This is a genomic window from Faecalibaculum rodentium (genome assembly GCF_001564455.1).
Classification (GTDB): domain Bacteria; phylum Bacillota_I; class Bacilli_A; order Erysipelotrichales; family Erysipelotrichaceae; genus Faecalibaculum; species Faecalibaculum rodentium.
Genome location: NZ_CP011391.1, coordinates 512,304 through 537,824 on the forward strand (window position 1 = coordinate 512,304; position 25,521 = coordinate 537,824).

The window sequence follows — 25,521 nt, forward strand, 5'->3', positions numbered from 1 at the left end:
AAGCCCCGGCAAAATGCCGGGGCCGGAGGTTCGGTTTTGTTCAGAAGCCGGACTGTCCAGAAACAGGACAGGATTCCGGCGGCGGGTATCCTATTCGATGGCCTTGCCGGTTTCGTTGTCGAACACGTGGATCTTTGCGGGGTTGAAGGACAGTTCCACTTCGTCGCCCACCTGGGTCTTCGATTCCGGATCCACACGGGCCGTCAGCTGCGCCCCGTTGAAGTCTGTGTACAGGTAGATCTCTGCACCCAGGTTCTCGCGGACTGCCACTTTGGCCTTCGCTTTGGAGTCTTTGTACAGCTCCAGGTGCTCCGGTGTGTCATACAGATCCTCCGGACGCACGCCAATGGTCACTTCCCTGCCCATGTAGCCGCCGTCTTTCAGGACCTTGCCCTTTGCCTGGTCAATGGCGATGTCTGTATCGCCGACACGCACAGCCACCTTGCCGTTTTTCTCTGTCACGGTCCCGTCCAGGAAGTTCATCTGGGGAGAGCCGATGAAGCCTGCCACGAACTTGTTGGCCGGGTGGTCATACAGGTACTGCGGGGTGTCGATCTGCTGCACTTCGCCGTCGCTCATGACCACGATCCTGTCGCCCAGTGTCATGGCTTCGGTCTGGTCGTGGGTGACGTAGATCATCGTGGCGCCCAGTCGCTCGTGCAGACGGGAGATCTCGACACGCATCTGGCCGCGGAGCTTGGCATCCAGGTTGGACAGGGGCTCATCCAGCAGCAGGACCTTCGGGTCGCGGACGATCGCACGGCCCATGGCCACACGCTGTCTCTGGCCGCCGGACAGGGCCTTGGGCTTGCGGTCCAGCAGCTTTTCCAGGTCCAGGGTCTTCGCAGCCTGAGCGACACGTCTGTCGATCTCGTCCTGCGGCATCTTCCGGATCTTCAGGGGGAATTCCATGTTTTCCTTCACTGTCATGTGGGGATACAGGGCATAGTTCTGGAAGACCATGGCAATGTCCCGGTCCTTGGGTTCCACGTCGTTGACACGGTTGCCGTCAATGATCAGGTCGCCGTCTGTGATGTCCTCCAGACCGGCGATCATACGCATGGTGGTGGACTTTCCGCAGCCGGAAGGTCCGACAAAGATCACGAATTCGCCATCCTTGACATCCAGGTTGAAGTCCTTCACGGCCTGGAAGCCGTTGGGATAGACTTTCTTGATGTTCTTCAATGTTACTTCTGACATATGATTCTCCTTCACTACCATCGAAAACACCTTCATCCGGACCGAATGTCCGATTTGAAAATGCTTACAATACCAATCCCATTATAGGACAACTTCAGAGGCAATTACACGTTCGGACGGAACGAAAAACCATTTTTTTACAAATTGTGGCAAAACTGTATGCGCTGGCTCTCAATGAAAGCGGTCCATCATTGCGTAAAAAGCTATAATGATATAACATATAAATATGAAACCATGCATCATCACAGACCAGATCACACAGAATCTGGCAATCGCTTCCAAAACCATCCGGGATCACGGACTGCATCTGGTGGAACTCCACGGCATCGAGGGCAAGAGCGTGGAGTGCCTGAGTGAAAAAGAAGCCCAAAGCGCAAAGGCGCTCCTGGACCAGGCGGGGCTGGAAACAGCCAGTCTGGCCACGACGCTGTTCTTCATGGCTCCGCTGTACGACGACTATGAAATTTCGCTGTTCAAGCCGGAGTTCGCGGTGTTCCGGGGATCCATCCAGGACCACCTGAAGCAGCTGGACCATGCCTGTCACCTGGCGGACATCTTCGGGTGCAGCATCCTTCGGGTGTTTCCCTTCCGGTTTCCTGACAACAGACCCGGAAAGAAGGGCGGCACCGAAGAGGACCTGGACAAGATTGCACACATCATGAAACAGGCAGCAGACATTGCCGCGGCACACGGCAAGGTACTCGTCCTGGAAAACTGCCCCTATTCCCATCTTCCCAAGGGGAAGATGACGCAGGAGATCGTGCACCGCGTCAACTCCCCGGCATTGAAGATGCTCTGGGATCCGGGCAACAGCTACCGGGCAGAAGTCACACAGGTGCCGGAGAAGTGGCTGGGACTGAGGCTGGAGGAAGAATTCCAGGCCGTGAAGGACGACATTGGCCACATGCACCTGAAAAACTATCACTATGACGACACGAAGGCGAAACCCTTTGTGCACGTGGGCCTGCTGGAGGGAGACATTGACTATGGCAGCCTGCTGCCGAAGATGGCGGCACTGAACGCAGCGGTATCCCTGGAGCCGGAGCTGGAGCCGGATGCCTGTGTCCGGGACATGGATGGCCTGGTGCAGGAAGCACGAGAGATGGCGTGAACGGAATGAATGTGAAACAACCCCTGGTCCGGCCGGATCAGGGGGCTGTTTTGTGGGGAGGAAGCAGGGACAGGGGATGCCGGACAGGATACCCTGCATCGGCATGAAAGGAATTTACAAGTCTGAAAACGCATTGAAAAACAGGGGTGGTGGTGCTAACTTTTCAGTATTGAGAATCAAGGAAAGAAGGAACGATCATGGATATCCGTTTTGAAGAAGCCGCGGCGCTGAAGGAAAAGCCCCAGGGGCCGCTGGGATTCGGCAAGATCTACACCGACTACATGTATGTGGCGGAATACGACAAAAACAAAGGCGGCTGGTGGGACCAGGCCATTGTGCCGTTTGGTCCCATTGAAATGTCCCCGGCGAGCATGGTGCTGCACTATGCGCAGGAAACCTTTGAAGGCCTGAAGGCCTACCGAACGAAGGACGGCACGATCCAGCTGTTCCGCCCGGAAATGAATGCCCGCCGGTTCATCAACTCCAATGAACGCATGAGCATGCCGGCAGTCCCCGAAGATATGTTTGTCAATGCGGTCCGTGCCCTGGTGGAAAAGGAAGCCGCGTGGGTGCCCTCGGGCGAGGGTGAATCTCTGTACATCCGTCCGTATATGTTTGCGACGGAGGAAGGCGTGGGTGTTCACCCTTCTGCGAAGTACAAGTTCATCATCATTGCCTCTCCCTCCGGTGCGTACTATGCCAGTGGCGTGAACCCGGTCAAGATCTGGGTCGAGGATGAATACATCCGCGCGGCGCCCGGCGGCACGGGATTCACGAAATGCGGCGGCAACTATGCCGGCAGCCTCAAGGCGCAGGAGAAAGCGGAACAGGCCGGCTATGAGCAGGTGCTGTGGCTGGATGGCGTGAACCGGAAGTATGTGGAGGAAGTCGGATCCATGAACGTCATGTTCCTGATCGACGGCAAGGTGGTCACGGCACCGACAGACGGTACGGTGTTGCCGGGTGTCACCCGCAACTCCATCATTCACCTGCTGAAGGACTGGGGCTATGAGGTGGAGGAACGCCACATGTCCATCGACGAGCTCATGGAAGCCGCCCGCGACGGCAAGCTGCAGGAGGCCTGGGGCACAGGCACCGCAGCGGTCATTTCACCCATTGGCGAGCTGTGCTACAAGGGCGAAAAGCATGTGATCAATGACTTCAAAACCGGAGATCTGACGCAGAAGCTCTATGACACCCTGACAGGCATCCAGTGGGGAGAACTGGAAGATCCCTATAACTGGACACAGGTGGTCGTCGAAGCCGAATAGCCGAAACGGTATAAAAGCTGAATGACAGAAGGACCGGAACCGGACTCTGGCAGATTTGCTGCCGGGTGCGGGTCCGGTCTTTTCTGTGCAGCCGGTATGAGACTGGAGAGCACTATGCCGGACACCCTGAAAAAACCCGGATCTTCTGTGCGAAGACCCGGGGTGTTTTGTATCGTCAGATCACATAGTCGTTGCCGGCCATGGCGGCGTTTTCATCCAGCAGCTGCTGCAGGGTGATGCCCTCCAGATACTCCCTGACCACGTTGTACAGACCCGTCCACAGGGACAGGGTGGCACACTGCTCCTGCCGGGGACAGGTGTTGACCTGCGAGCGCAGGCACACAACCGGCGCCATGGAGTCCTCCGTGGCTTCCAGGACCTCGAACACCGTGACCTCCCGCGGAGCCCGCGCCAGACGGTATCCGCCCTGGAACCCCCGGTTGCTCGTCAGGATTCCCGTGGGATTCAGGGCAATGACGATCTGCTCCAGGTATTTCTTGGAAATGTTCTGCCGGGCAGCCACTTCCTTCAGCGCCACATAGCCATCCTGCTGACTCTGGGCGAGATCAAGCAGCATGCGCAGGGCATACCGGCCTTTGGTGGAAATCTTCATGATTCCCGCGACCCTCTGGGCATATACTTGTCGATTTCATGCTGGGACCAGAACATCATGATGGCTTCCGCCATGAGGGAGATCCCCACAATCTGCAGGATGAAGGAAGCTGTCTGCACCGGCCGCAGCAGGATGATGGCGCCGGCCACCAAGAGCACGACTGCAAAAATCAGCGTCATGGTCCAGCCCTCGCAGCCATAGTCCCGAAGCTGGAAGGCCTTCTGCATCTGGATCAGGGAGTTCACGATCAGAATGATCGCACCGGCCACCGGGAAAATGGAAATCAGGCTTTCGGGGCTGATCACGAAGATCAGGCCAAAGAGCACCGTGGCCACGCCGATGCACAGCTGTGTGCCCGTGGCTGTGCCTTTCTGCCGCCCCGCATAGAACAGATAGAGCTGAAGGGCACCATAGAGTGCGAGACAGCCCCCGAGAATGCGGGTGGCTGTGACGAGTATGCTGCTGGCAAAGAAACAGAGCAGGATGCCAAAGACGAAATATACCAGCGCAAGGAGCCTGGTCTGTCCGTCGCCTGTATTGAAAAGTCGCTGCATGGGAATTCCTCCATTCCCTACCAGTATAGTGCACATTGACCTCCTTGTCCTGAGGCAGTGCCTGTGCCGTCTCTTCCCTGGTCTCCTGCTGATATAATCAGGTCAGACAGAAAGTGGTGATTGTAATGAGAACAGCTGTACTGCTGGATGAAGGATTTGAAGAACTGGAGGCCATGGCCCCCATTGCCCTGCTGCGCCGCGGCGGCATAGATGTGGATATGGTGTCGCCGGAAAACCGGACAGGGGAAACCGGCCGCTTTGGCGTGATTCTCTCGGAAACCATTCCCATGGAAGACTACGATTTCTCCCAGGCTGACTGCCTGCTGCTGCCGGGTGGTCCCGGGCATGTGAACCTGGAGAAAAATGAAAAAGTCCGTGAACAGATCCGGAACTTTTATAACGACGAAAACAAAGTACTGGCGGCCATCTGTGCGTCTCCCACGATCCTGGGCCGCATGGGTCTTTTGAAGGGAAAGAAGTATACATGCTTCAAGTCCATGAACGAAGACTTCGGCGGCGAATACCAGGAAGACTACGCAGTGACTGACGGAAACCTGGTCACAGGCAAGTCCGCCGCCGCTGCCATTGACTTTGCCTTCGCGGTGATGGAAAAGCTCACGGGCAAAGACCACACCGATCAGGTGAAGGCATCCATTTACTATGACGCCGATTGCTGAGTACATCCAAAGCGGGGAAACCCCTCAGACCGGTCGTGTGGGCGTGGAGGTGGAACACTTCCTGCTGGATCACGCTTCGGGCCATCCACTGACGGCTTCACAGGTGGAGGACATGCTCGAGGTGCTGCGTCCGGACTACGACCAGGCGTTTTATGAAGACGGCAGGCTCATCGCCCTGCAGGATGCGCACACCCTGATCACGCTGGAACCCGGGTCTCAGTTCGAGGTGTCCTTCCTCTACACCCGGGACATGGACCAGCTCAAGGCCTGGTATGACCAGGCCATGGCACCGGTCATGAAACTGGTCGAGACACAGGGTGCCGATGTGGTATGGTCCGGGGGACTGCCCACCGTGCCTGCAGATGAAGTCCGGCGCATCGACAAGCACCGGTATGAATACATGGAAGCCTGGTTTGCCCGCACGGGAAACCGCGGCCGGGAAATGATGAAAGCCACCGCCAGTGTGCATGTGTCCATCGACTATGCAGATGAGGCGGATTTTGTCCGCAAAGTGCGGGCCGCCAACATTCTCCACCCCCTCCTGGCGTTCCTCATGTCCAACACCCCGGACTACGCCGGCCAGGACAACCCGGATATCCTCCTGCGGGATTCCATCTGGTCCGATACCGATCCGGCCCGGACCGGGATCCCCGACGGACTGTTTGACGAAGGATTCGGGTACCAGGGCTATGCCGACTGGCTGGAACAGATCCCGGTGATCCTGATGGTGGACGGCGAAACCTATGTGCCGGAACCGGATCTGACCGTTGGCCAGACGGGGGAGAAATACGGCTGGAACAAGGCACATATCCAGCACCTGCTGTCCATGGCCTTTCCGGATGTGCGGGTGAAGAACTTTATCGAGATTCGCAGTGCCGATTCCGTGAATCCGCCGTACATCACAGCCTATGCGGCACTGATCCGGGCTCTGTTCTACAGCCGGGAAACAGTGGACTGGGTCCTGTCCCTGGCACAGTCTGCCGACGAGATCCAGGCAGCCAAGGCAGCCCTTCGCAAAGACGACTGGAATGCCGGTATCTATGGACAGCCCGTGACAGCTGTTCTGGATGAACTGGACAGCCGGGCCCGACAGGCCATGACCTCTGCAGATGCCAGGCACTATGCCCCGCTGCATGAAAAGATCATGGCCCGAAAGCACATGTTTGAAGGATGAAGCGGATGGGGCTGCCTGCAGGCGCAGCCGGCATCGGCCTTGGAAAGACTGGCCGCACAGCCGGGATCACGGAAAGAAACGGGAATCCAGACAGGGAGAACAGACATGAACAGAGACATTGAAGAACGGTCCCGGGCATACATACAGGAGCACCCGGTGGAATCCAAAGCGTCGGCTCTGAAGGTCCAGCAGCGGATCGCCCATTCGGAGCTGAATGCCGGACACACGAACATCACTCACACACTGCATATCCCGAAGTACTTCTCCCAGCGCGACCGGAAGAAGTTTCAGGACATCGTCAGCACGATGATGCCCGTTTTCTACAAAACCATCGATGCCTACCGGCAGGACCCGGAAGTCCGGGCACTTTTTCCCTTTGATGAACGGCTGCAGGAGCTGATTCTGCTGGAGGCGACTTCGGCCTATCCCATTCCGGTGTCCCGGGTGGACATTTTCTACAACGAGGAGACCGGTGACTTCAAATTCTGCGAATTCAACACAGACGGCACGAGTGCCATGAACGAAAACCGGCGGCTGACTGAATTCCTGGAGGACAACAACGTGTTCCAGGCCCTGCAGCCGGCGGTGGACCAGGAGGAACTCATCGATCCGCTGATCGATGCCCTGCTGGAGGTGTGGCATTCTGCGAGCAGGAAGCTGTTTGACACCGACCGCACGCCGTCTGTGGTCATTACGGATTTCCTGGACAAGGCCTATCTCTCGGAACTGAAGCAGATCTGTCTGCGGATGAACGAACGCGGGATCCCGGCCGAGGTCACGGATATCCGGGACCTGGTCTATGAAGACGGGCGGCTGAAGTCGGCGAAAACGGGCACGGTCTATGACCTGGTCTATCGTCGGGCGGTGACGAAGGACATCATGGAGGGGTACGATTCGGTGACGCCGTTTCTGGACGCCATGCGCAACGAAGCCATGGTCATGGCCGGGCCGCTGTCCACGCAGGTGATCCATCACAAGGCCATCAACATGGCGCTGCTGGATCCCATCCTGCAGAAGTATTTCACAGAAGAGGAGCAGACATTCCTGAACGAACACCTCCCGAAGACATACCGGCTGACCAAAGAGCGGGCAGAGGAAGTCCTGAAGACGGACAAGGACCGGTGGATCCTGAAGCCGGAGGACTCCTATGCGGCCCGGGGCGTGTTCTGCGGACAGGACCTGCATCAGAATCAGTGGGAGCGCGAGGTGCAGAACTGTGCAGACCGCCACTATCTTGTGCAGGAGTATGTAGAGCCGTACCAGTCCCCGAATGTGGACCTGCTGGTGAGCGATGCCTTTGTTCCCTATACCAACATGACGGGCCTGTATGTGTACAACGGCGACTTCGCCGGGGTGTATTCCCGTCTCTCGGATGGCCGTGTGGTGAGCACGCAATACAATGAAAAAGCCATTCCCACGCTGTTTGTGAAGGAGGATGCGGCTTCCTGATCCGGTGCGGGTACACACAAGACAGGAAAAACCCGGGACCTTCCGGCACCTGCAGGGTGTCCGGTCGATTCCGGGTTTTGTGGTTCGCAATCTGCTGCCGGGTGCAGGGCAGGAAAGACGGGCTCAGTTTTCCAGGAATTCCCGGACGAGAAAGCCATCCTGCAGGCCATTGTCATACATGGCCTGCAGCCGGTCGGGATCCCGTGTGAGTGTCTTCAGACCCTGGTCACTGACCGGTGCCAGGATCAGGACTTTGCCCTGCTCTTCCAGTTCCAGCGCTTTCTCCAGTGCCTGGTTGTAGGCCCGGGCCCGCTGTTCCAGGGCAGCGGCAACCTTCGGATATTTCTGGCGCAGGGCCTTTGCGTACATGCGGTCTTTCTTGTCAGTCCGGCGCATGTCTCGTGGCCTGGTGAGGATGAGGACGATTTTCTCCGCTCCCAATTCGAGTGCCTTCTCCAGCGGAATGGGGTCGGCGATGCCGCCATCGAAATACTCCATCCCCATGACTTTGTGGGGATGACACGCAAAGGGCAGGGCACAGGAGCATTTGATGAGCTCATAGTCGTCCTGTCGGTAGCGGTTCTTTCGCCAGTAGGCCGGCCGTCCCGTAACGGCATTGGTGGTCACCGTGACAAAATCCATGGGGTTGGCATCGATTGCCGGAAAGTCCAGGGGATACTCGCCATCTGTATTGGAGAGCGTGGTGTAAATGTAGTCCAGGTCCAGGAACCCCTTTTTCCGGAAGACATTCTGCACACTCATGTACTCCGGGCGCTGTGAGTAGTCCCGGTAGTAGACCAGGTTGCGTCCTTTCTGCCCGGCGAGAAAACTCGAGAGATTCGCTGCGCCGGCGGAAATGCCGATCCCGAAATCGAAGGTGATGCCCTGGTCCATGAGGGTGTCGAAGACCCCTGCACCGTAGATGTCCCGCAGGCCGCCGCCCACATCAATGACGCAGGTCTTTTTGGGGCGCCCTGTGAGCCAGGGATCCGGTGCGATCTGCGCCAGGTCTGGAGCGTTCTCAGCGGCTTTCACGGTCCCGTCGGGCGTTTTCCGCCGCGATGTTGTCCGCCAGAACCGTGAATTCATTCTCCGGCTCCGGTGCATCTTCCTTGTTGATCCAGCCGAGTTTGTCAAAGACAAAGAACAGCAGGGAGAGGCCCATGGCCACCAGCGCAGCCAGGATCATGCCCGACAGGGATACAGAGCCAATGGTGAGGGTGATGCCGGACAGACCGGTGACAAAGACCACGGATGTCAGCACCATGTTCATGGAGTTGCCGAAGTCCACCTTCTCGTCGATCAGGATCCGCAGACCCGACACACCGATCATGCCGTAGAGCAGGAAGGAGATTCCGCCGATCACGGCATTGGGAATGGTCTGGATCAGCGCCGACAGCGGGCCAATAAAGGCACAGATGATGGAAATGATGGCTGCACCGGCAATGACCTGCACAGAGTAGACACCCGTCAGGGCCATGACGCCGATGTTCTCGCCATAGGTCGTGGTGGGAACGGATCCCAGGAAGCCGGAGATCATGGTGGAGAAGTTGTCTGCGAACAGCGTCTTGTCCAGGCCCGGCTTTTTGATCAGATCACGGCCGACGATCTGGCTGGTGACGATCTGGTGACCGATGTGCTCGGAGGCGATGACCAGCAGCACGGGCAGCATCATGAGCACGGCATTGATGTCGAATTTCGGCATCGTGAAGTTGGGCATCTGGAAGAATCCGACGTTCTGGAATGCGGAGAAATCCACCGCACCGAAGCACAGGGCTGTCACATAGCCGGCAATGACAGCGATCAGGATGGGAATCACCGCCAGGAACTTCCGGAAGCACACAGAGCCGATGACAGCCACTGCCAGTGTGACCAGGAACACCGTGACGTCCACCATGCTGACGGAATCACCCAGCAGGCCGGCGGTGCTGGCGGCGGATCCTGCGAGTTCCAGTCCGATCAGTGCGACAACCGGTGCCATGGCAGCGGGAGGCAGCACCACGGAGATCCAGTCTGTGCCGAATTTCTTGATGATGAAGGAGAGCAGGCATCCGCAGAAGCCCACGGCAATGAAGCCGCCAAGGGCGTATTCATAGCCGAAGGAGGCAATGATGGCATTGCCGGGTGCCAGGAAGGCAAAGCTGCTTCCCAGGTAGGCAGGTGCCTGGCCTTTGGTGATGAAGATGAACAGCAGCGTGCCGATGCCGTTCATGAGCAGCACGATGGCCGGGTTGATGCCAAAGAGGAACGGCACCAGGACAGTGGCGCCGAACATTGCGAACAGGTGCTGGATGCTCAGAGGCAGCAGCATGCTGGAGGGGACTTTTTCGTCCACCTGATAGATTTTTTTCGCCATAAAACCTCTCACTTTCTGATTTTCCGCTCAATTATACAAGAATTGGGAAGCCGGATAAACGGCTTCCCATGATTTTGCGTCATTTGGCTGACAGTTGTGGAACATCTGAAACAGAAGTGGTCCGTCACCTGCAGAGGAAAGGGATGTCTGCAGTTGTTTCTGCGCGACAGCCGGGACAACGACCTGCTTCCGGTTTTCTGCAGTTTTTTCGTGATGTATCTGAGGAGAAGTGGATCTGCAGCCCTGCCAGCCAGCATCGGCATATTGAAAAAGCGCCCAATTGAGGCGCTTTTACTCAAAATGCTGCACGATTTGCTGCACGATTAAAGAAAAGCCCCATAAACAGGGGCTTTGTGGACAATGGTGGAGCGTACGGGATTCGAACCCGTGACCTCTTACATGCGAAGCAAGCGCTCTCCCAGCTGAGCTAACACCCCATGTACAGTCCAAACGATACCAAATCTGCCCGGGATAATCAAATGCAGGAGCATATTGGGGCGGAATTTGAAAAACTTTTCAGAAATGTATGCTCGAAACAGACAACTGTTCATATACGGTGTTACAATTGTGCGTTGTCAGGAGATTGATATGAAACGCATTTTGAACTGGTTGAAGGCGGCAGCTGCAAAATACAACAGCACGAGCCTGATTCTCCGGATCTTCATCGGCCTTGTCATCGGTGTGATCCTCGCCATTGTGCTCCCGGGCTGGACCTGGCTGGGAGAACCTGGGAACCTCTTTGTCGGCGCGCTGAAAGCCGTGGCCCCGGTCCTGGTCTTTGTGCTGGTCTCCAGCGCCCTTGCCCAGAACGGACAGGGACTGGACAAGCGGTTCGGCACTGTCATTGGTTTGTACATGCTGACGACATTTCTGGCCGCGGTGCTGGCTGTCTGCATGAGTTTTCTGTTCCCGCAGACGATTGTGCTGGCGGATGCCGCAGCGTCGGACACCATTCCCCAGGGACTGGGGGACGTCATACACACCCTGCTCATGAACATCGTCGCCAATCCCGTCGACGCCATTGCGCAGGCCAACTACATCGGGATCCTGATGTGGGCGGTGCTCTTCGGATTTGCCATGAAGGCCGTGGCCTCGGATTTAGCCAGGCAGTTCATGGCAGATGTGGCGGATGCCGTGAGCGTGATCGTGCGCTGGGTCATAAACCTGGCTCCCTTTGGCATCATGGGGCTGATCTTCACCACGGTTTCCACGAGCGGGCTGAGCATTTTCACGGATTACGGAAAGCTCCTGCTGCTGCTTGTGGCGACGATGCTGATCATGGCACTGGTGGTGTCTCCGCTGGTGATTTTCCTCTGCCTGCGGGTGAATCCCTGTCCCCTGGTGTTCCGCTGCCTGCGGGAATCGGGCATTCCGGCGTTCTTCACCCGCAGTTCCGCTGCGAACATTCCCGTGAACATGGAGCTCTGCGAGAAAATGGGACTGGACCGCAATTTCTATTCTGTCTCCATCCCCCTGGGATCCACGATCAATATGGATGGTGCCGCCATTACAATCACCATCATGACGCTGGCTGCGGCACATACCCTGGGCATTGAGGTGTCGATTCCCGCGGCGATCATTCTCTCTGTGCTCTCGGCACTTGCGGCGTGCGGAGCGTCCGGAGTCGCCGGCGGCAGTCTGCTGCTGATTCCCATGGCGTGTTCGCTGTTTGGCATCGGCCAGGATGTGGCGATGCAGGTCGTGGCTGTGGGCTTCATCATTGGCGTAGTGCAGGATTCGGTGGAAACGGCGCTGAACTCTGCGGGTGATGCGGCGTTCACGACGACGGCGGAATTCATGCAGTGGAAACGGGAAGGCCGGCCTTTGCCGGAGTTCCTGGACAGACACAGCCGGAGCAAACGGTAAAACAGGATTTGAAACAGGCACAGCTTTCAGGCGGAAGCTGTGCTTTTTTGTCGCACGTCATCCTCCGGGAGATGGGAACGGTTTGTAAACGTGACGGTTCCGTCATCATTGGCTGCAGTCCGTGGCTGCTGATTCAAGTACAATGGACGGGTAGCGGGAGCGGTCCGGAACCCAGCCGGGATCTGCCTGCCGGAGAGGAGACACAGCATGAAGGCCTACATTCAGTCGTATCCCGATGGGATGCCGCACAATCACAACTTTGCATCTGCCTGGTACGGATTTCAGGAAATGGGATGGGAGACCGTGGCGTTTTCCGACTATGCACAGATTCAGGACAGCAGGCCGGAGGATGTGATCGTCGGGTATGTGGGCATCGTACAGCACCGGCTGAAAGACCTGGGGCACGTGTATCCGGACCTGGACTATCCCGAAGAGCTGCAGGCATTCCTCGGACGGAAGATCTGGGCATCCACGCTGAACGCCGTCAGCTGTGCACCGGAGACCTGGCCGGTGTTTGTGAAGTCCCGACTGGACAAGGCCTTCACAGGGACCGTGGTGCAGAGTCCTGCCGATCTGGTTGGTGGCGGTCTGCAGGGGGGTGACCTGGAGGCCTGGTGCTCTGAAGTCGTGGACTTTGTGTCGGAATGGCGTGTCTATGTCCGATATGGCAGGATCCTGGACATGAAGCGGTACAGAGGCGACTGGCGACTCATGCCGGATCCGGCTGTTGTGGAGCAGGCGGTCAGAGAATATGCCGAAGGTCCGGCGGGATATGCTGCGGACTTTGGGGTGACTGCAGATGGGCGGACACTGCTGATTGAAATCAACGACGGCTATGCGCTAGGCAATTATGGTCTGCAGGAAATTCTCTATGCAAAGCTCCTCAGCGCCCGATGGGCGGAGCTGACAGAGACAGAAGATGAGTGCGACTTTGACCGGGTGTATCGCTGAGGCAGGCACCGGAGGGCTTCGGCTTTCCGGTGCTTTTGTCTTTTTCCGTGCACGCGGAACCGGTCGGAAGGCAAAGAAAAACTCCTCTGCATGGATGCAGAGGAGTTTGTGGACAATGGCGTCGTCAAGAGGATTCGAACCTCCGACCTGCCGCTTAGGAGGCGGCTGCTCTATCCGGCTGAGCTATGACGACAGATGGCAGTATTATGGCATTCACAGCCGGTTTTGGCAAGACTGGTACCGGGGATGAGGCAACTGGCGGCGTGAATCGTGCATGAAAAAAAAGGAGCCTTTCGGCTCCTGCTGCTTTTTTGATGGCGCGCTCGACAGGGCTCGAACCTGCGACCCTCAGAATCGGAATCTGATACTCTATCCAGCTGAGCTACGAGCGCAGTCAACACGATTATCTTATCAGTTGCGGCCGCCAATTGCAACTGCAACCTGCCTGACTCTGTTTTATCCGCTTGCCGCCGGAATGAAAACGGTAACATAAATTAACCCGTGAATCCTGAGTTTTGCTCCAGCTTTTGTGTGAAAACTGTATGAAAAATTGTAATGAAACAAAGTGTATGGTGCTTGCGTCAGGGGTTTAACAGAGTTAATATTTTGTCGAAAGTTGTACAAGAGAACAGAGAGGGCAGAATATGGATACATATCCGGATATGGTGAGTTTTTCTATCCTGAAGAACGCGCGCCAGGCGAAAGATCTGGCTTACAAGGCATTGAAGAAAGCGAAGGATGGAGAACTGGAAGAAGCCAGACGCCTTCTTTCCATCAGCGATGCCGCGTGCTCGGCTGCTCAGCAGGCGGAGACTGAACTGCTGACCTTCGATATGACAGGTCGCGAACATGTTCGGGAACACTCCCGCGATCACCTGATGTCTTCCATCCTGGCGACAGAACTGGTGCACGAGATGGTCGAGAAGTATCATTCCGAAAACGACTGAAAATCCAAAAAAACGGCTCCGGCCGTTTTTTTTGTTGTGTGTCGGGCATGACGCACATCTAGCCGGTGAAAGTCCGGGCACGGGTATTTGCCGCCAAGTGTAGTGAACCGCAAGTCGAAAGCCGCGAGGCTGGGATGGAAGAAGCGGTGTAGCCAATCTGACGAGCCTACGAACAGAAACCTGATACAAGGCCAAATGGCGGGTGAGGTTGCAACACAAACCAAAGCCCAAAAGGCAAACGTAAAACCAAGACGGTAAATCAGGAGGTTGTGCAGAGAAAGATGTGTGCCTTACCCCGAGAGATCTCGCAGACGTCAGTCCAATAAGCTTTAAAAACAGCGATGGTGGTGCCAGTGGCATACGGTCCGAAAATGTTTACTGCGAGAAGTCAGAGCGGAGCATAGTAGGTAGTAATACTGTTATGAAATGACCTTTGTCAAGAGTGAGTGAGAAGGTATAGTGCCCCCTTACCCCCATTGATGATCATCATTTTAGTTCTAAGCTTGACAGCACTTTACAGAAGCTGCAAGGAAATTGGTCCCGGCTTTTGGCCACTCTGTTATACGTGGATTGGTTACCAACAGGTCAATGGTTCGCCAGGAGTGGAGCTGTCTGAATACGTGGATCACTGCTGTTAAGCAGGCCGACATAGAATTATCGCTCATCACTCAGACCTTGCACATGCAGCTTCTCTGAACTGCTGTCAAAAATATGAACCAAAATGGCAGGCTGTAGGTTAAAACTCGTTGTTTCTGAAACAAATTGCTTATTGTTGAAACTCAGTCTCTGGCAATGGAAATGTTATCCGTCATAAGTCCCCAGACAAAACAGGAAAGATCTCTCGCAATGGCAGATACAGCTATATTGTGCTTCTGTTATGAAATGACCTTTGTCAAGAGTGAGTGAGAAGGTATAGTGCCCCCTTACCCCCATTGATGATCATCATTTTAGTTCTAAGCTTGACAGCACTTTACAGAAGCTGCAAGGAAATTGGTCCCGGCTTTTGGCCACTCTGTTATACGTGGATTGGTTACCAACAGGTCAATGGTTCGCCAGGAGTGGAGCTGTCTGAATACGTGGATCACTGCTGTTAAGCAGGCCGACATAGAATTATCGCTCATCACTCAGACCTTGCACATGCAGCTTCTCTGAACTGCTGTCAAAAATATGAACCAAAATGGCAGGCTGTAGGTTAAAACTCGTTGTTTCTGAAACAAATTGCTTATTGTTGAAACTCAGTCTCTGGCAATGGAAATGTTATCCGTCATAAGTCCCCAGACAAAACAGGAAAGATCTCTCGCAATGGCAGATACAGCTATATTGTGCTTCTTTCCTTTACGCATCAGCCGGTAGTATTTTCGCCGCATATATTCGTTGGCGTGATCTGCATAGTCGATTACTTCTTTCGAGTTTCCTTGCTGTCTTGATTTCAGATCCTTGGATTTGTATCCGATCCTGCCCTTGCAGATCCCTTGGGCGCTTTCCGTCAGGAGCTTTCGAACAAATCTGTTCCCGGCTTTTGAGATACCTGTTCGTACCGTTTTTGCGCCGCTGGATTGCTCTCCGGGAGCCAGGCCAAGATAGGCGCCAAGGGTATTGCCTTTATCAAATCGGGTGAAATCTCCTACCTCAGTAATCAGAGCAAGAGCAGTCTGTTCTTTGATTCCAATCAGGCATTGAAGCTTTTTGACGTTTTCACTGTATGCTTTGTCTTGGCACAACTCATGAATTCTTTGATTCATCTCATCAATACGGTTGTTCAGATAATCATAAGTACGCAGATAATCGTCCAGGGTTTCCCGAACAATCGGGTTGCACTGGCAATGCCTGAGGAACTGAAGGTGCAGCTGCGTCCAGTTATTCGCTTCACAACGCAGTCCATTGTAAAGTGCGAAAGAAAGAATCTGCTGCTTGATCTTTTTCAGAGCTGATTTATGATCATCTCTCATTCTCAGATAGCCGGAGACTGCTGCATCCTGATCAGTAGGAATATGAACAGCTTTATAGCCACCGTAGCTTAAGCACTGAGCAATCATCAAAGCGTCTCTGGCATCCGTTTTTACCCTTTTACCCTGAGGTGCCATCATCGTAGTAGGAGCCAGGATGATGCATTTGACTCCCCTGGCTTTCAGTTCTGCATAGGGAACATATCCCAGACATCCAGCTTCATAACCGCATTCAATATCAAGATTGCTATCCTGAAGTTTCTCTTTGAGCTTTTTGATATAGTCGATGACCAGATCTACATCTGCTCCGATTTTAACGGTGGAGAAGATAATATCTTTACCACCGAATTTGGGCTCCATAGCGCACAGGGTGAAACTGTCCTTGTGGACATCCATTCCGATTTTGATTATTCTTGTCATGTGACCTCCGATTGTATGCGGTAATCCCCGCTCTGTTTGTTTCCTGACTGCAGTGTAAGGGTAAATCCACGTTGCTACAATCAGGAGGTCATTTCATATTGTCTGAAGGCTCCTGCCGGTTATAGTGAGCGAATCGCTTTTGAGTAATTACCCTGCAGTCCGAAAGTCAGAATAGTCATAAGGTGAAGGATCGTAACCGGAGCCGGTGAAATGGATGGGGACGGACAGGGAGTCTCTGTAAGAAAGAAGGAAACGCAAAATGAGATTGTCAGATTTGATTCTGGAATCCTCCAACATGGAGAAGGCCATCAGAAAGGTAGTGTCAAACCGCGGTTCAGCGGGAATCGATGACATGCCCGTTGATGAGATCAGAGCATGGATGGAGGTGAATGGGGATGAACTTGCAGAACAAATCCGGGAAATGAAATATAAGCCCAGTCCTGTCCGCAGAGCCTATATTCCCAAGCCAAATGGGAAAAAGAGGCCCTTGGGCATCCCGACTGTCGTAGACAGGGTCGTCCAGCAGGCTACGTATCAGATACTTTATCCGATATTTGATTCCACGTTCAGTGACAGCAGTTTTGGATTCAGAGAAGGTCGAAGCGCCCATCAGGCCATCGAGCGAACTCTGGAATATCTCAACGAAGGATATGAGTGGGTCGTGGACCTGGACATTGAAAAGTTCTTTGATATGGTCAACCACGACAAACTGATCTCGATCATTCGCCTGAAGGTCAATGAAAAGGAGACCCTTCACCTGATCCGTTCTTTCCTTAAAGCCGGAGTCATGGAAGAGGGGAAACTGAATAGAAATGACCTAGGGACGCCCCAAGGTGGTAATATTTCGCCGCTCCTTGCCAACATCTATCTGGATGTATTTGACAAGGAACTTGAAAACAGAGGATTGAGATTTGTCAGATACGCTGACGATGTCACGATCTACTGCCGAAGTGAGATGGCCGCCAACCGGGTAATGAGATCTGTATCCTCTTGGCTCGAACGGAAACTGTTCCTGAAGGTTTCGCCAACCAAAACGCATGTAGTCAGACCACCTGAAAGTACATTCCTTGGATTCACTTTCTGGAAGGGTAGAGACGGATGGAAGTGCAAGCCGGCAAACGACAGAAAACAGAGACTCTATAAGAATATGAAAGAGCTCCTGTGCCGTCGGAAAGCCGCTGCCATGCCTTTATCCTATCTGTTTACGAAAGTTAATCAGAAAGTCAGAGGATGGATCAACTATTTCAGTATTGGTTCCATGAAAAGATTCTTAATAGAATTTGGACAGTGGCTAAGACACAAAATTCGGGTAGTGATCTTTAAGCAATGGAAAAGACCGAAAACGCTCTTCAAGAATCTCATGATTCTGAACAAGCAGTTCAAAACGGGATTTTCCAAGGAAGAGATACGGCAGACTGCCAACTCGAGACTTGGCCTGTGGCGAACTACTGGGTGGAGGACTGTGAATTTCATCTTATCACCAAAGGTTCTTGCGTTACCCAACAAGGAAAAAGAACGACCGGGTCTGATCGACCCGGTCGGGTGTTACCTGAACTTACAGAATAAATCATAGCAAATTCATGAATGCCCGCAAGGGCAATATAACTGTAGAGCCGTATACGAGATCCGTACGTACGGTTCAACGAGAGGGGCGGAAATCACTGAATTTCCCCTCTACTCTATTTCTGTTCCGGCAATGGCAGATGAACAGGTTGTATCATACGGGCGTTTTTTGATTCTCTGCCCTGTTGCGGGGGCTGTCATTGGATTTACAATAAACACAGAAACAAAGCAAACATGAGGGGGTACATACCATGCAGAGATTTCCGGCAGGATTTCTATGGGGAGCATCCACTGCCGCCAACCAGTATGAAGGGGGCTGGAATGAAGGCGGACGTGGCATGGCTCTCACGGACGTGATGACAGCGGGACAGAAGGACCGCAAGATCACATGGATCGACAAATTTGGCAGCCCGCATGCGTCACAGGCCATCGGCTTCACGCTCCCGGCGCAGGCGCAGTATGCGGTGCTGGAGGATTACGACTATCCCAACCACCAGGGCAGTGATTTCTATCACCACTGGCGGCAGGACATCGACCTGTTTGCTCAGATGGGTTTCAAGGCGTTTCTTCTGACCATTTCCTGGTCCCGCCTGTTCCCCCATGGCATCGAAGAGGAACCGAATCCTGACGGCATTGCCTTTTACCGGCAGATCTTCGAGGAACTCCGGGCCAGGGGGATCGAGCCCATGGTCACGCTGTGGCATGGAGACACACCGCTGTATCTCGAAGAAAAGCTTGGGGGATGGAGCAGCCGCGAAACGGTACGCCTGTTTGTAAAGTATGCGGAAACCTGTTTCCGGTCTTTCCGCGGCCTTGTGAAGTACTGGATGACGTTTTCCGAGATCAACAGCCTGATCGCTCAGATCGACCTCGATCCCGAGAATTATTCACCCGAAATCTGGCAGGATGCCTATCAGCAGACCCATTTCATGCTGGTGGCCAGTGCCATGGCAGTGCAGATCGGACATGAAATCGATCCGGAAAACCGCATTGGCGGGATCCTCATGGCCCAGACCGTGTACCCGAAAACACCCTCTCCCCAGGATGTACAGGCCACGCTGGCGTCCTGGGAACGGAATGTATATTATGCCGGGGATGTGATGGTCAAGGGAGCCTACCCGGTATTCGCACCCAAGCACTGGAAAGCACACAAAATCGTGCTGGACATCACCGACAGTGAGCGGGAGGTCCTGAAAAAGGGGACCATCGACTTTTATGCCTTCACGTACTACAACAGCCTCATGGCGGACCGGGAACATGGACGGGAAGCGGGACAGAATCCGGAGCTGCAGGAAGACAGCTGGGGAAATGTCTATGATCCGGAAGGTCTGCGCATTTTCATGAATACCATTTATGACCGGTATTCTCTCCCGGTCTTTGTGGTGGAAAATGGCCTGGGCAGTCAGGATGTGCTGGAGGGAGACCGCATCCGCGATCCATACCGGATTGAATTCCTGAAGAAGCATATCAACCAGGTGGCACTGGCGATTCAGGACGGCATCCCGGTTTTGGGGTATCTGGTCTGGAGTGCCGCCGATCTTGTCTCCAATTCCACCGGCGAGCGCTCAAAGCGCTATGGACTGATCCATGTGGATATGAAAGACGGCGGACGGCGCCGGCCCAAGGACAGTTTTTACTGGTACCGGGATGTGATTGCCTCCAATGGAGAAAAGCTGGAGTGCGAAACTGCTCAGTCGGATGACAGGCAGGACCAGGATATGGGCGGCGATACAGAGGCAGCAGCCGGCTGATGATGCCTGGCTGACCGCCATGGACAGAACGGGAATAAAGAAAACAGGCACCGTGCCCGGGACTTCATGACCCCGGTGCGTGGTGCCTGTTCTGGTTCTTCTCGTGATGGCTGCGGGCACGGTGCCCGGTCTTCAGGCCGCAAAAGCTGCCGGATCCGGTGCGCCCGGAGCGTTTTCCACAGTGACCGCTGCAGCTTCCCGGTACTGGGTCTTTTCCCAGTCCAGAAACCGTTGTTGCAGCTCTTCCTGTCTGTCGTGTCTGACCACCGGTTTGCCGTGTTCCACAAACACCAGCTCTCCGGCCTGGTCCAGCCGGAAATTCAGGTACACGGAAATGCCGTCGAATTCGCAGACAGCCTCTCCCTGGATTTTTTCCGGATCGTCAATTCCCGGTTTTGCTTCCAGCAGCACCTGCCGGTCCAGTTCCAGCTGCGCCCGCAGGCTTTCCCTGACAAACTGCAGCCCTGCTTCATCGAGATACACCGGTTCGCGGGTTTCCCTGGAAAAGGGCACATAGACAAGAGGTCTGTCTTCGCTGGCCGCCAGGACAAACCCGGCGGTTTCCGTCTGCCGGCGGTAAGGGATGCCATTGGCGTAGAATGTATCCTGTACAGCCTGGTTGTAGGCGGCGGTGATGCGCTCGATCTGCCGGTCGGTGACCGGGTACAACTCCGGCTGTCCGGCTTCGTCTTCTTCGTACCGGACGGCGAAGACCTGCTCTCCATCCTGGAGCAGCAGGAAGAGTTTCTGGTCCGGAGACCGGAAGGTGAACAGGATGTCGTAGGTCCTGTCTTCTATGATGATTTGATTGTCCTGCATGTCTTCACTATATCAGCAGCCTTCTTTTCTGCAAAGTTCCATGTTATATATACCTTGGACAGGACAAAGCCTGTCTTCAGAAAATTGATTGTCATCAGGAGGTGGATCACATGAATCAAATCTCTGAAATGATGAAAGATTTTTTGAAAGAGGAAGAGCTTGAAGTGTTCAGCCCTCTGATGCCGGCGTTCACCAGCCTGCATCAGGATGAGGAAATCCTCGCTGTGATCAACCCGGTAGGTCTGGAAAACCTGTATCTCCAGACTTGTTCCTCCGGTGCCATTCTATCCTTCGGCAACTGGACACAGGAATACGGGACATCGCAGGAGGATCTGGCGGACCTGAAGTCAGATGTTGACAGGATCCTGAACAGCGAGATGTATGTCTGGTCTGTTGTGGCTTCCAACAAAATGATGGTGGGTCTGGTGAGCCATGAAGACATCCGCTATCTGGACAAAACCAACCAGATGGGAATGGATTTCATGAGTACGCCACAGTTTCTGGAAAGCGTCGCCAAAGAGCACGGGACCCAGGACTTTCTGTTCTGGAACCCGGAAATCGCACGCCCTGAATCCAGACTGTTCCTTTGCTGACACCCGCAGCTCCCATGGCCGGTGCATCGACACCGGCTTTTTGTATCCGCAGCCTTCAGGTTGGACAGGAACAGAAAAAAGCAGGCAGAGCGGTTCTGCCTGCACAATGAGAGACCGGAAGATGGTCCTGTCTGCTGTCTCACCCTTTCCGGCGGACCAGGGAACTGCACAGGGAGGCAGTGCGCAGGGCTGCATTGGACTGCAGCGTGGCCTGTGCCTGTTCCATGGGCGCAGGATCTGCCAGCACTTCCCGAAGGATGTCTGCCAGGTCCTGTTCCGGATCCCGGGCCCACCGGGCCATGGCGTGGGATTCAAAGAACCTGGCGTTGATGGTCTCCACCCCGGGAATGGGATGGACGAGCACCATGGGGATCTGGCTGACACAGGCTTCCGTTGTGGAAAGCCCTCCGGGCTTGGTGATCAGCACCTGACAAGCCTGGAGATAGCGCGGCATCTGGTCCGTTGGCCCGAGGGCCCGGATCTGCGGACCTGGGTATTTTTCGTGAATGGATTTCTGCAGTTCTTCGTTGCTGCCGGTGAGCACCAGAAGCACAGTGTCCGGGTGTTCCTCCAGGACAGGCAGCAGAGTCCGGATCATGCCGTCGAGCCCGAATCCCATGGAGCCGCCGGAGAGCAGGATGTGACGCTTTGCGGGATCCAGCCCCAGCCACCGGCAGGCGTCGGGGCGGCTCATGCGGCTCTGGAAGGCTTCATTGACGGGGATCCCGTAGGGCAGGATCTTCCATTCGGGCAGTCCCGCAGCCACAAAGCTCTGGACAATGTCCTTGTGCCCCACAATGTAGCGGTCGGCCTGGACTTCCTGTGTAAAGGGAATCGAGGTGTAGTCCGTGGCGATATAGATCACCGGCGGCAGTTTCATGCCCTCATTCCGGAGCATCGTCAGCATTTCTCCCGCAAAGACGTGTGTGGTCACGATGACATCCGGCTGGCTTTTCTCCAGATACTGCTTCAGCGTCCTGGCCGTTTTTCGCTGAAACAGGTAGACCGGGGAATGATGGGGCAGGTGCTCCTGCAGTTTCGTGTAGGCTTCCCCGAGTTTGTACACCACGCCGAACAGCCGCGGGACGGTCCGGACAAAGTCCACATAAAACCGGCCGACTTTGTCCGCCACTGCCTGCCCCTGCAGACTGTAGGGGTCCAGCAGGATCGCATGATGTCCCTGCCTGGACAGGGCATCCTGAACGGCTTTGGCCGCCGCATTGTGGCCTCCTCCGGTGGAGCAGGACAGGATCAGTGCTTCCATAACAGGTGTACCTCCAGGATTCCGGCTTCGCGGTGTTTCAGCGCGAGATTTGTGAGCACGCAGAGGGAAAGCAGGAGGCATCCCGCGGTCAGCATCGGTGGCAGGCCAGAGAGACACGCGCCTGCGGGGAATGCGGTAAACGCCACCAGTGTCCGGTAGTAGTGGGAATCCACCACCAGGATCAGGGAAAAAAACAGGAAACAGGCTGCGAGCAGCAGCACCGGACGCCAGTCGGGGACCAGCCCCAGCAGGACACTGAAGCTCACGGTGATGCCTTTGCCGCCGGAGAAATGCCGGAAGGCTGGCCACAGTGTTCCCATGACGGGAGCGGCCATGACCAGCGGCAGCAGGGTATTCTCTTTCCAGCCGGGGGTCGTCATGCGCCAGAGAAACAGAGGCAGGGCACCTTTTAGAAGGTCGCCTGCCAGGGTGAACAGGCCGACGGCAAACCCGCCGTTCTGGAAGGCATTGAACACACCCGGATTTCCATCGGGGGACAGCTTTGTGATGTCCGGCACCTGAAACAGCTGGCAGGCGAGCTGAGAATATAATATGCACCCGGAGAGATACCCCAGGATGATCCACAAGATGGTATTAGACATGGGACTCCTTTCGGGTTTATGATAACAAACCGGCCGCTGTGAGACTTCTGTCACGATTCTGGCGGTGGCCGGAACCATCGGCAGAGAGAGGACCGGCCGGGCATGAAACGAAATGCGGAGCATGAAAAAAAAGACCTGTGCGGTCTTTTTCTCCATCGGGGGCTGCAGCCTTCAGGCAGCGGGTTCTTCTTCAGTCATTTTGCGGCCACGGAAGCCGGTGACAGTTTCCGCAATCAGCGATAATTCCTCCATGGGGGCGTTTTCCGTCATGACCACGAGAATGTACGTGCCGCCATCCGGTTCCATCACGATGGCGCCGTCATGATACAGCCCGTCCGCCCAGCCGGTTTTGTGCGCCACGGTGACTTCTGCCGGCAGTCCCTGGACCAGGGCTTTGTCGTCTTCACATCGGGTGAGCCGTTCGATCATCTTCCCGCGGATCTCTTCATCCGGCCAGTTGTGGATGTACCGCAAGATTTTCCCCATGTCTTCGGCGGTCGCGGTATTGTCCGGCAGGTCCGGGTCGCCTTCAAAATAGGCATCCCCCGGAAGCAGTCCGTGGTTGACCACGGTATTCCGGGTACCTGCGGCTTCGAGTATGTGTTGTATGCGGTCGGAGCCGGCGAGCTGTGCCAGTACGTTGTAGGAGGTGTTGTCGCTGATCTCGATCATGGCATCGAGCATATCCGAGACTTCCTCTTCCTGGATCTCGCTGTCGGCAATCGCATCATAGACCGCCGCAAGACACACGAGTTTCACCATGCTGCAGGGATAGTAGCTGGCGGGATACAGGGACAGGATGTCGCCGGACTCCAGGTCCTCGTAATAAATGGAAATGAATTCATTGGGGGGTGTGCCGGCCAGGTCTGCACCGGATCTGTCCGCATCCTGGACCAAGTCCATCAGCGCCTGCTGGAGCAGGACGGTGTCCTGGCCCACGACCACTTCCGACAGGCTGGGGTTCTCTGTGACACGGGGCAGTTCTGTGGGCGGATCATAAACCCGCCCCGCTGTTCCGCAGCCGGCCAGGAGCGTCAGGACAAGTGCGGTGCACAATGTCTTTCTGATTGTTTGTGGCTGGTTTCTCATTTCATCACCCCGTCCGGATCTGTCCGGCTGTCCTGCAGCCACCTGGCGCAAAACGCCGCAGGCCCGGTCCAGCCGGGATCCGGGTCTGCTGTGGATCTTGTATGCATCAGTCAGTCTGCCTGCAGGTCCAGTTCTCTGACGGCATCCCGCAGCTGATCCAGTGCCTGCTTGAGCACGGATCTGGGACATGCAACGTTGAACCGCTCGAAGCCCGCTCCGGCCTGGCCGAAGATCACGCCTTCGTCCAGCAGCAGCCGGGCTTTCTCTTTCATGAAGGTCTCCAGCTGTGAGGCGTCCATGCCCAGGGCACGGCAGTCCACCCATGCCAGGTAGGTGCCTTGAGGTTCGATCATCTGCAGCTGCGGGAGTTCAGTCAAGAGATAGTTTTTCATGAACCGGAAGTTGCTGTCAATATAGGCGTTGAGGGAATCCACCCAGTCATCCCCGAATGTATACGCTGCCCGGCAGGCATCGATCCCGAAGATGTTGGGATTGCCGGCTCCGTTGCGGTCCATGACCAGCGCAAAGGCCTTGCGCATGTCGTCATTGGCAATCAGGATGTTGGACGTCCAGAGGGCGGCAAGATTGAAGGTCTTGGATGGCGCGGTGCAGAGAATTGACCAGTCCCTGGCATCCGGAGCCGCGTTCCAGAACGGGACCATCCTGACACCCGGGCGGATGAAATCTCCGTGGATTTCGTCGCTGACCACCTTTACGTCATATCTGCGGCAGGCATCCGCGATTTTCTCCTGTTCCTGTCTGGTCCAGACTTTGCCTGCCGGGTTGTGCGGGTTGCAGAACAGCAGAAGTTTCGCCCCGTCCAGCTTGCGGAGTTCCTCGTCCTCCAGGATATACTGCCCATCGCGAAGTGTGAGGGACAGCGGCCGGACGATCCTGCCGTTTCCTTCAATGGATTTGTAGAAAGGATAGTAAACCGGGGTGATCACCGCCACTTCATCCCCCGGTTCGGTCCATGCCTGGATGGCGGTTTTCAGGGCCGTCACCACGCCATTGGAGCACTGGATCCACTCCGGACGGATCTCCAGGTCGTGCCGGCGTTTCATCCACCCGCAGACTGCCTCGCGGTAGGAGTCATCCGGCCAGGCATAGCCGAAGATGCCATGCTGTACGCGGTGCCCGAGGGCTTCCTGGATTTCGGGAAGCACTGCAAAATCCATGTCGGCGATCCACATCGGCAGGATATCGGGGTGTGGTGTGCCATCCCATTTGGCACTGTTGGTGCCTCTGCGTTCATGAATCACATCGAAATCGTACGTTTGTTCCCGGTCGTCTTCTTTCATTTCA

General features: G+C 55.4%; 22 protein-coding genes and 3 tRNA genes. 11 read left to right on the plus strand and 14 right to left on the minus strand.

Annotated features, from left to right (window positions below; genetic code table 11):
- Window positions 1-90 precede the first annotated feature (90 nt).
- On the minus strand, window positions 91-1,200 hold the full coding sequence (locus tag aalo17_RS02540) for an ABC transporter ATP-binding protein (RefSeq protein ID WP_067555199.1): 1,110 nt from the start codon (window positions 1,198-1,200) through the stop codon (window positions 91-93).
- A 226-nt stretch (window positions 1,201-1,426) separates the two neighbouring features.
- Here aalo17_RS02540 and aalo17_RS02545 point away from each other — a divergent pair, with 226 nt between their 5' ends.
- Complete coding sequence (locus aalo17_RS02545; RefSeq protein WP_067555202.1) at window positions 1,427-2,311, plus strand: sugar phosphate isomerase/epimerase family protein; 885 nt, start codon at window positions 1,427-1,429, stop codon at window positions 2,309-2,311.
- A gap of 197 nt (window positions 2,312-2,508) precedes the next feature.
- Window positions 2,509-3,582, plus strand: coding sequence for a branched-chain amino acid aminotransferase (locus aalo17_RS02550; RefSeq protein ID WP_067555205.1), 1,074 nt, complete (start codon window positions 2,509-2,511; stop codon window positions 3,580-3,582).
- 175 nt (window positions 3,583-3,757) lie between these two features.
- Here the strand turns inward: aalo17_RS02550 and aalo17_RS02555 are convergent, their stop codons facing one another.
- Both aalo17_RS02555 and aalo17_RS02560 read right to left on the minus strand, forming a co-directional pair.
- Window positions 3,758-4,195: an RrF2 family transcriptional regulator gene (locus tag aalo17_RS02555; RefSeq protein WP_067555208.1), complete on the minus strand. Its 438-nt coding sequence runs from the start codon at window positions 4,193-4,195 to the stop codon at window positions 3,758-3,760.
- Complete coding sequence (locus tag aalo17_RS02560; protein ID WP_067555211.1) at window positions 4,192-4,749, minus strand: HdeD family acid-resistance protein; 558 nt, start codon at window positions 4,747-4,749, stop codon at window positions 4,192-4,194. Before aalo17_RS02560 ends, aalo17_RS02555 begins: the two co-directional genes overlap by 4 nt.
- A gap of 125 nt (window positions 4,750-4,874) precedes the next feature.
- Between aalo17_RS02560 and aalo17_RS02565 the strand changes: the two genes are divergently transcribed.
- From aalo17_RS02565 to aalo17_RS02575, 3 genes are all read left to right on the plus strand, one after another.
- Complete coding sequence (locus aalo17_RS02565) at window positions 4,875-5,426, plus strand: DJ-1/PfpI family protein (RefSeq protein WP_067555214.1); 552 nt, start codon at window positions 4,875-4,877, stop codon at window positions 5,424-5,426.
- The gene (locus aalo17_RS02570; protein ID WP_067555217.1) at window positions 5,410-6,600 is read left to right on the plus strand and encodes a glutamate-cysteine ligase family protein; all 1,191 of its coding nucleotides are present in this window, start codon (window positions 5,410-5,412) and stop codon (window positions 6,598-6,600) included. The genes aalo17_RS02565 and aalo17_RS02570 overlap by 17 nt, the downstream gene beginning before the upstream one ends.
- Window positions 6,601-6,705: 105 nt before the next feature.
- Window positions 6,706-8,049, plus strand: coding sequence for an ATP-grasp domain-containing protein (locus tag aalo17_RS02575; RefSeq protein WP_067555220.1), 1,344 nt, complete (start codon window positions 6,706-6,708; stop codon window positions 8,047-8,049).
- Between the two features lie 123 nt (window positions 8,050-8,172).
- Here aalo17_RS02575 and aalo17_RS02580 read toward each other — a convergent pair whose 3' ends face one another.
- The 3 genes from aalo17_RS02580 to aalo17_RS02595 form a co-directional block, all read right to left on the minus strand.
- A complete protein-coding gene (locus aalo17_RS02580) occupies window positions 8,173-9,084 on the minus strand; it encodes a patatin-like phospholipase family protein (protein WP_203225838.1) in 912 nt (303 codons plus the stop codon).
- Window positions 9,071-10,405 (minus strand): uracil permease, encoded by a 1,335-nt coding sequence (gene uraA / locus aalo17_RS02585; RefSeq protein WP_082743197.1) that lies wholly within the window; start codon window positions 10,403-10,405, stop codon window positions 9,071-9,073. Before uraA ends, aalo17_RS02580 begins: the two co-directional genes overlap by 14 nt.
- 361 nt (window positions 10,406-10,766) lie before the next feature.
- Window positions 10,767-10,842: transfer RNA gene (locus tag aalo17_RS02595), tRNA-Ala, on the minus strand.
- Window positions 10,843-10,993: 151 nt separating this feature from the next.
- Between aalo17_RS02595 and sstT the strand changes: the two genes are divergently transcribed.
- Complete coding sequence (gene sstT / locus aalo17_RS02600; protein ID WP_067555226.1) at window positions 10,994-12,271, plus strand: serine/threonine transporter SstT; 1,278 nt, start codon at window positions 10,994-10,996, stop codon at window positions 12,269-12,271.
- A gap of 207 nt (window positions 12,272-12,478) precedes the next feature.
- The gene (locus tag aalo17_RS02605) at window positions 12,479-13,222 is read left to right on the plus strand and encodes an ATP-grasp domain-containing protein (RefSeq protein ID WP_067555229.1); all 744 of its coding nucleotides are present in this window, start codon (window positions 12,479-12,481) and stop codon (window positions 13,220-13,222) included.
- A gap of 116 nt (window positions 13,223-13,338) precedes the next feature.
- On the opposite strand, the gene aalo17_RS02610 is transcribed toward aalo17_RS02605, so the two are convergent.
- Window positions 13,339-13,415 (minus strand) — tRNA-Arg (locus tag aalo17_RS02610).
- 122 nt (window positions 13,416-13,537) lie between these two features.
- Window positions 13,538-13,614, minus strand: a tRNA-Arg gene (locus aalo17_RS02615).
- Window positions 13,615-13,866: 252 nt separating this feature from the next.
- Between aalo17_RS02615 and aalo17_RS02620 the strand changes: the two genes are divergently transcribed.
- Window positions 13,867-14,169: a PTS lactose/cellobiose transporter subunit IIA gene (locus tag aalo17_RS02620; RefSeq protein ID WP_067555232.1), complete on the plus strand. Its 303-nt coding sequence runs from the start codon at window positions 13,867-13,869 to the stop codon at window positions 14,167-14,169.
- Between the two features lie 1,235 nt (window positions 14,170-15,404).
- Here the strand turns inward: aalo17_RS02620 and aalo17_RS02625 are convergent.
- Window positions 15,405-16,535 (minus strand): IS110 family RNA-guided transposase, encoded by a 1,131-nt coding sequence (locus aalo17_RS02625; RefSeq protein WP_067555235.1) that lies wholly within the window; start codon window positions 16,533-16,535, stop codon window positions 15,405-15,407.
- 259 nt (window positions 16,536-16,794) lie between these two features.
- Between aalo17_RS02625 and ltrA the strand changes: the two genes are divergently transcribed.
- A complete protein-coding gene (gene ltrA / locus aalo17_RS02630) occupies window positions 16,795-18,108 on the plus strand; it encodes a group II intron reverse transcriptase/maturase (RefSeq protein ID WP_067555238.1) in 1,314 nt (437 codons plus the stop codon).
- 241 nt (window positions 18,109-18,349) lie between these two features.
- Window positions 18,350-19,849 (plus strand): glycoside hydrolase family 1 protein, encoded by a 1,500-nt coding sequence (locus aalo17_RS02635; protein ID WP_082743198.1) that lies wholly within the window; start codon window positions 18,350-18,352, stop codon window positions 19,847-19,849.
- Window positions 19,850-19,981: 132 nt separating this feature from the next.
- On the opposite strand, the gene aalo17_RS02640 is transcribed toward aalo17_RS02635, so the two are convergent.
- The gene (locus aalo17_RS02640) at window positions 19,982-20,668 is read right to left on the minus strand and encodes a DUF1292 domain-containing protein (protein WP_067555241.1); all 687 of its coding nucleotides are present in this window, start codon (window positions 20,666-20,668) and stop codon (window positions 19,982-19,984) included.
- A 110-nt stretch (window positions 20,669-20,778) separates the two neighbouring features.
- Between aalo17_RS02640 and aalo17_RS02645 the strand changes: the two genes are divergently transcribed.
- Window positions 20,779-21,261: a hypothetical protein gene (locus tag aalo17_RS02645; RefSeq protein WP_067555244.1), complete on the plus strand. Its 483-nt coding sequence runs from the start codon at window positions 20,779-20,781 to the stop codon at window positions 21,259-21,261.
- A 139-nt stretch (window positions 21,262-21,400) separates the two neighbouring features.
- Here the strand turns inward: aalo17_RS02645 and aalo17_RS02650 are convergent, their stop codons facing one another.
- The 4 genes from aalo17_RS02650 to aalo17_RS02670 form a co-directional block, all read right to left on the minus strand.
- Window positions 21,401-22,525 (minus strand): MGDG synthase family glycosyltransferase, encoded by a 1,125-nt coding sequence (locus aalo17_RS02650; protein WP_067555247.1) that lies wholly within the window; start codon window positions 22,523-22,525, stop codon window positions 21,401-21,403.
- Window positions 22,513-23,127 carry a glycerol-3-phosphate acyltransferase gene (locus aalo17_RS02655; protein ID WP_158507687.1) on the minus strand — a complete coding sequence of 205 codons (615 nt, stop codon included), beginning with the start codon at window positions 23,125-23,127 and terminating at the stop codon, window positions 22,513-22,515. The genes aalo17_RS02650 and aalo17_RS02655 overlap by 13 nt, the downstream gene beginning before the upstream one ends.
- Window positions 23,128-23,298: 171 nt before the next feature.
- Entirely contained in the window at window positions 23,299-24,216 is a 918-nt protein-coding gene (locus tag aalo17_RS02660; RefSeq protein WP_158507689.1) for a serine hydrolase, read from the minus strand.
- A 110-nt stretch (window positions 24,217-24,326) separates the two neighbouring features.
- Window positions 24,327-25,517: a MalY/PatB family protein gene (locus aalo17_RS02670; protein ID WP_067555259.1), complete on the minus strand. Its 1,191-nt coding sequence runs from the start codon at window positions 25,515-25,517 to the stop codon at window positions 24,327-24,329.
- Window positions 25,518-25,521: the final 4 nt, after the last annotated feature.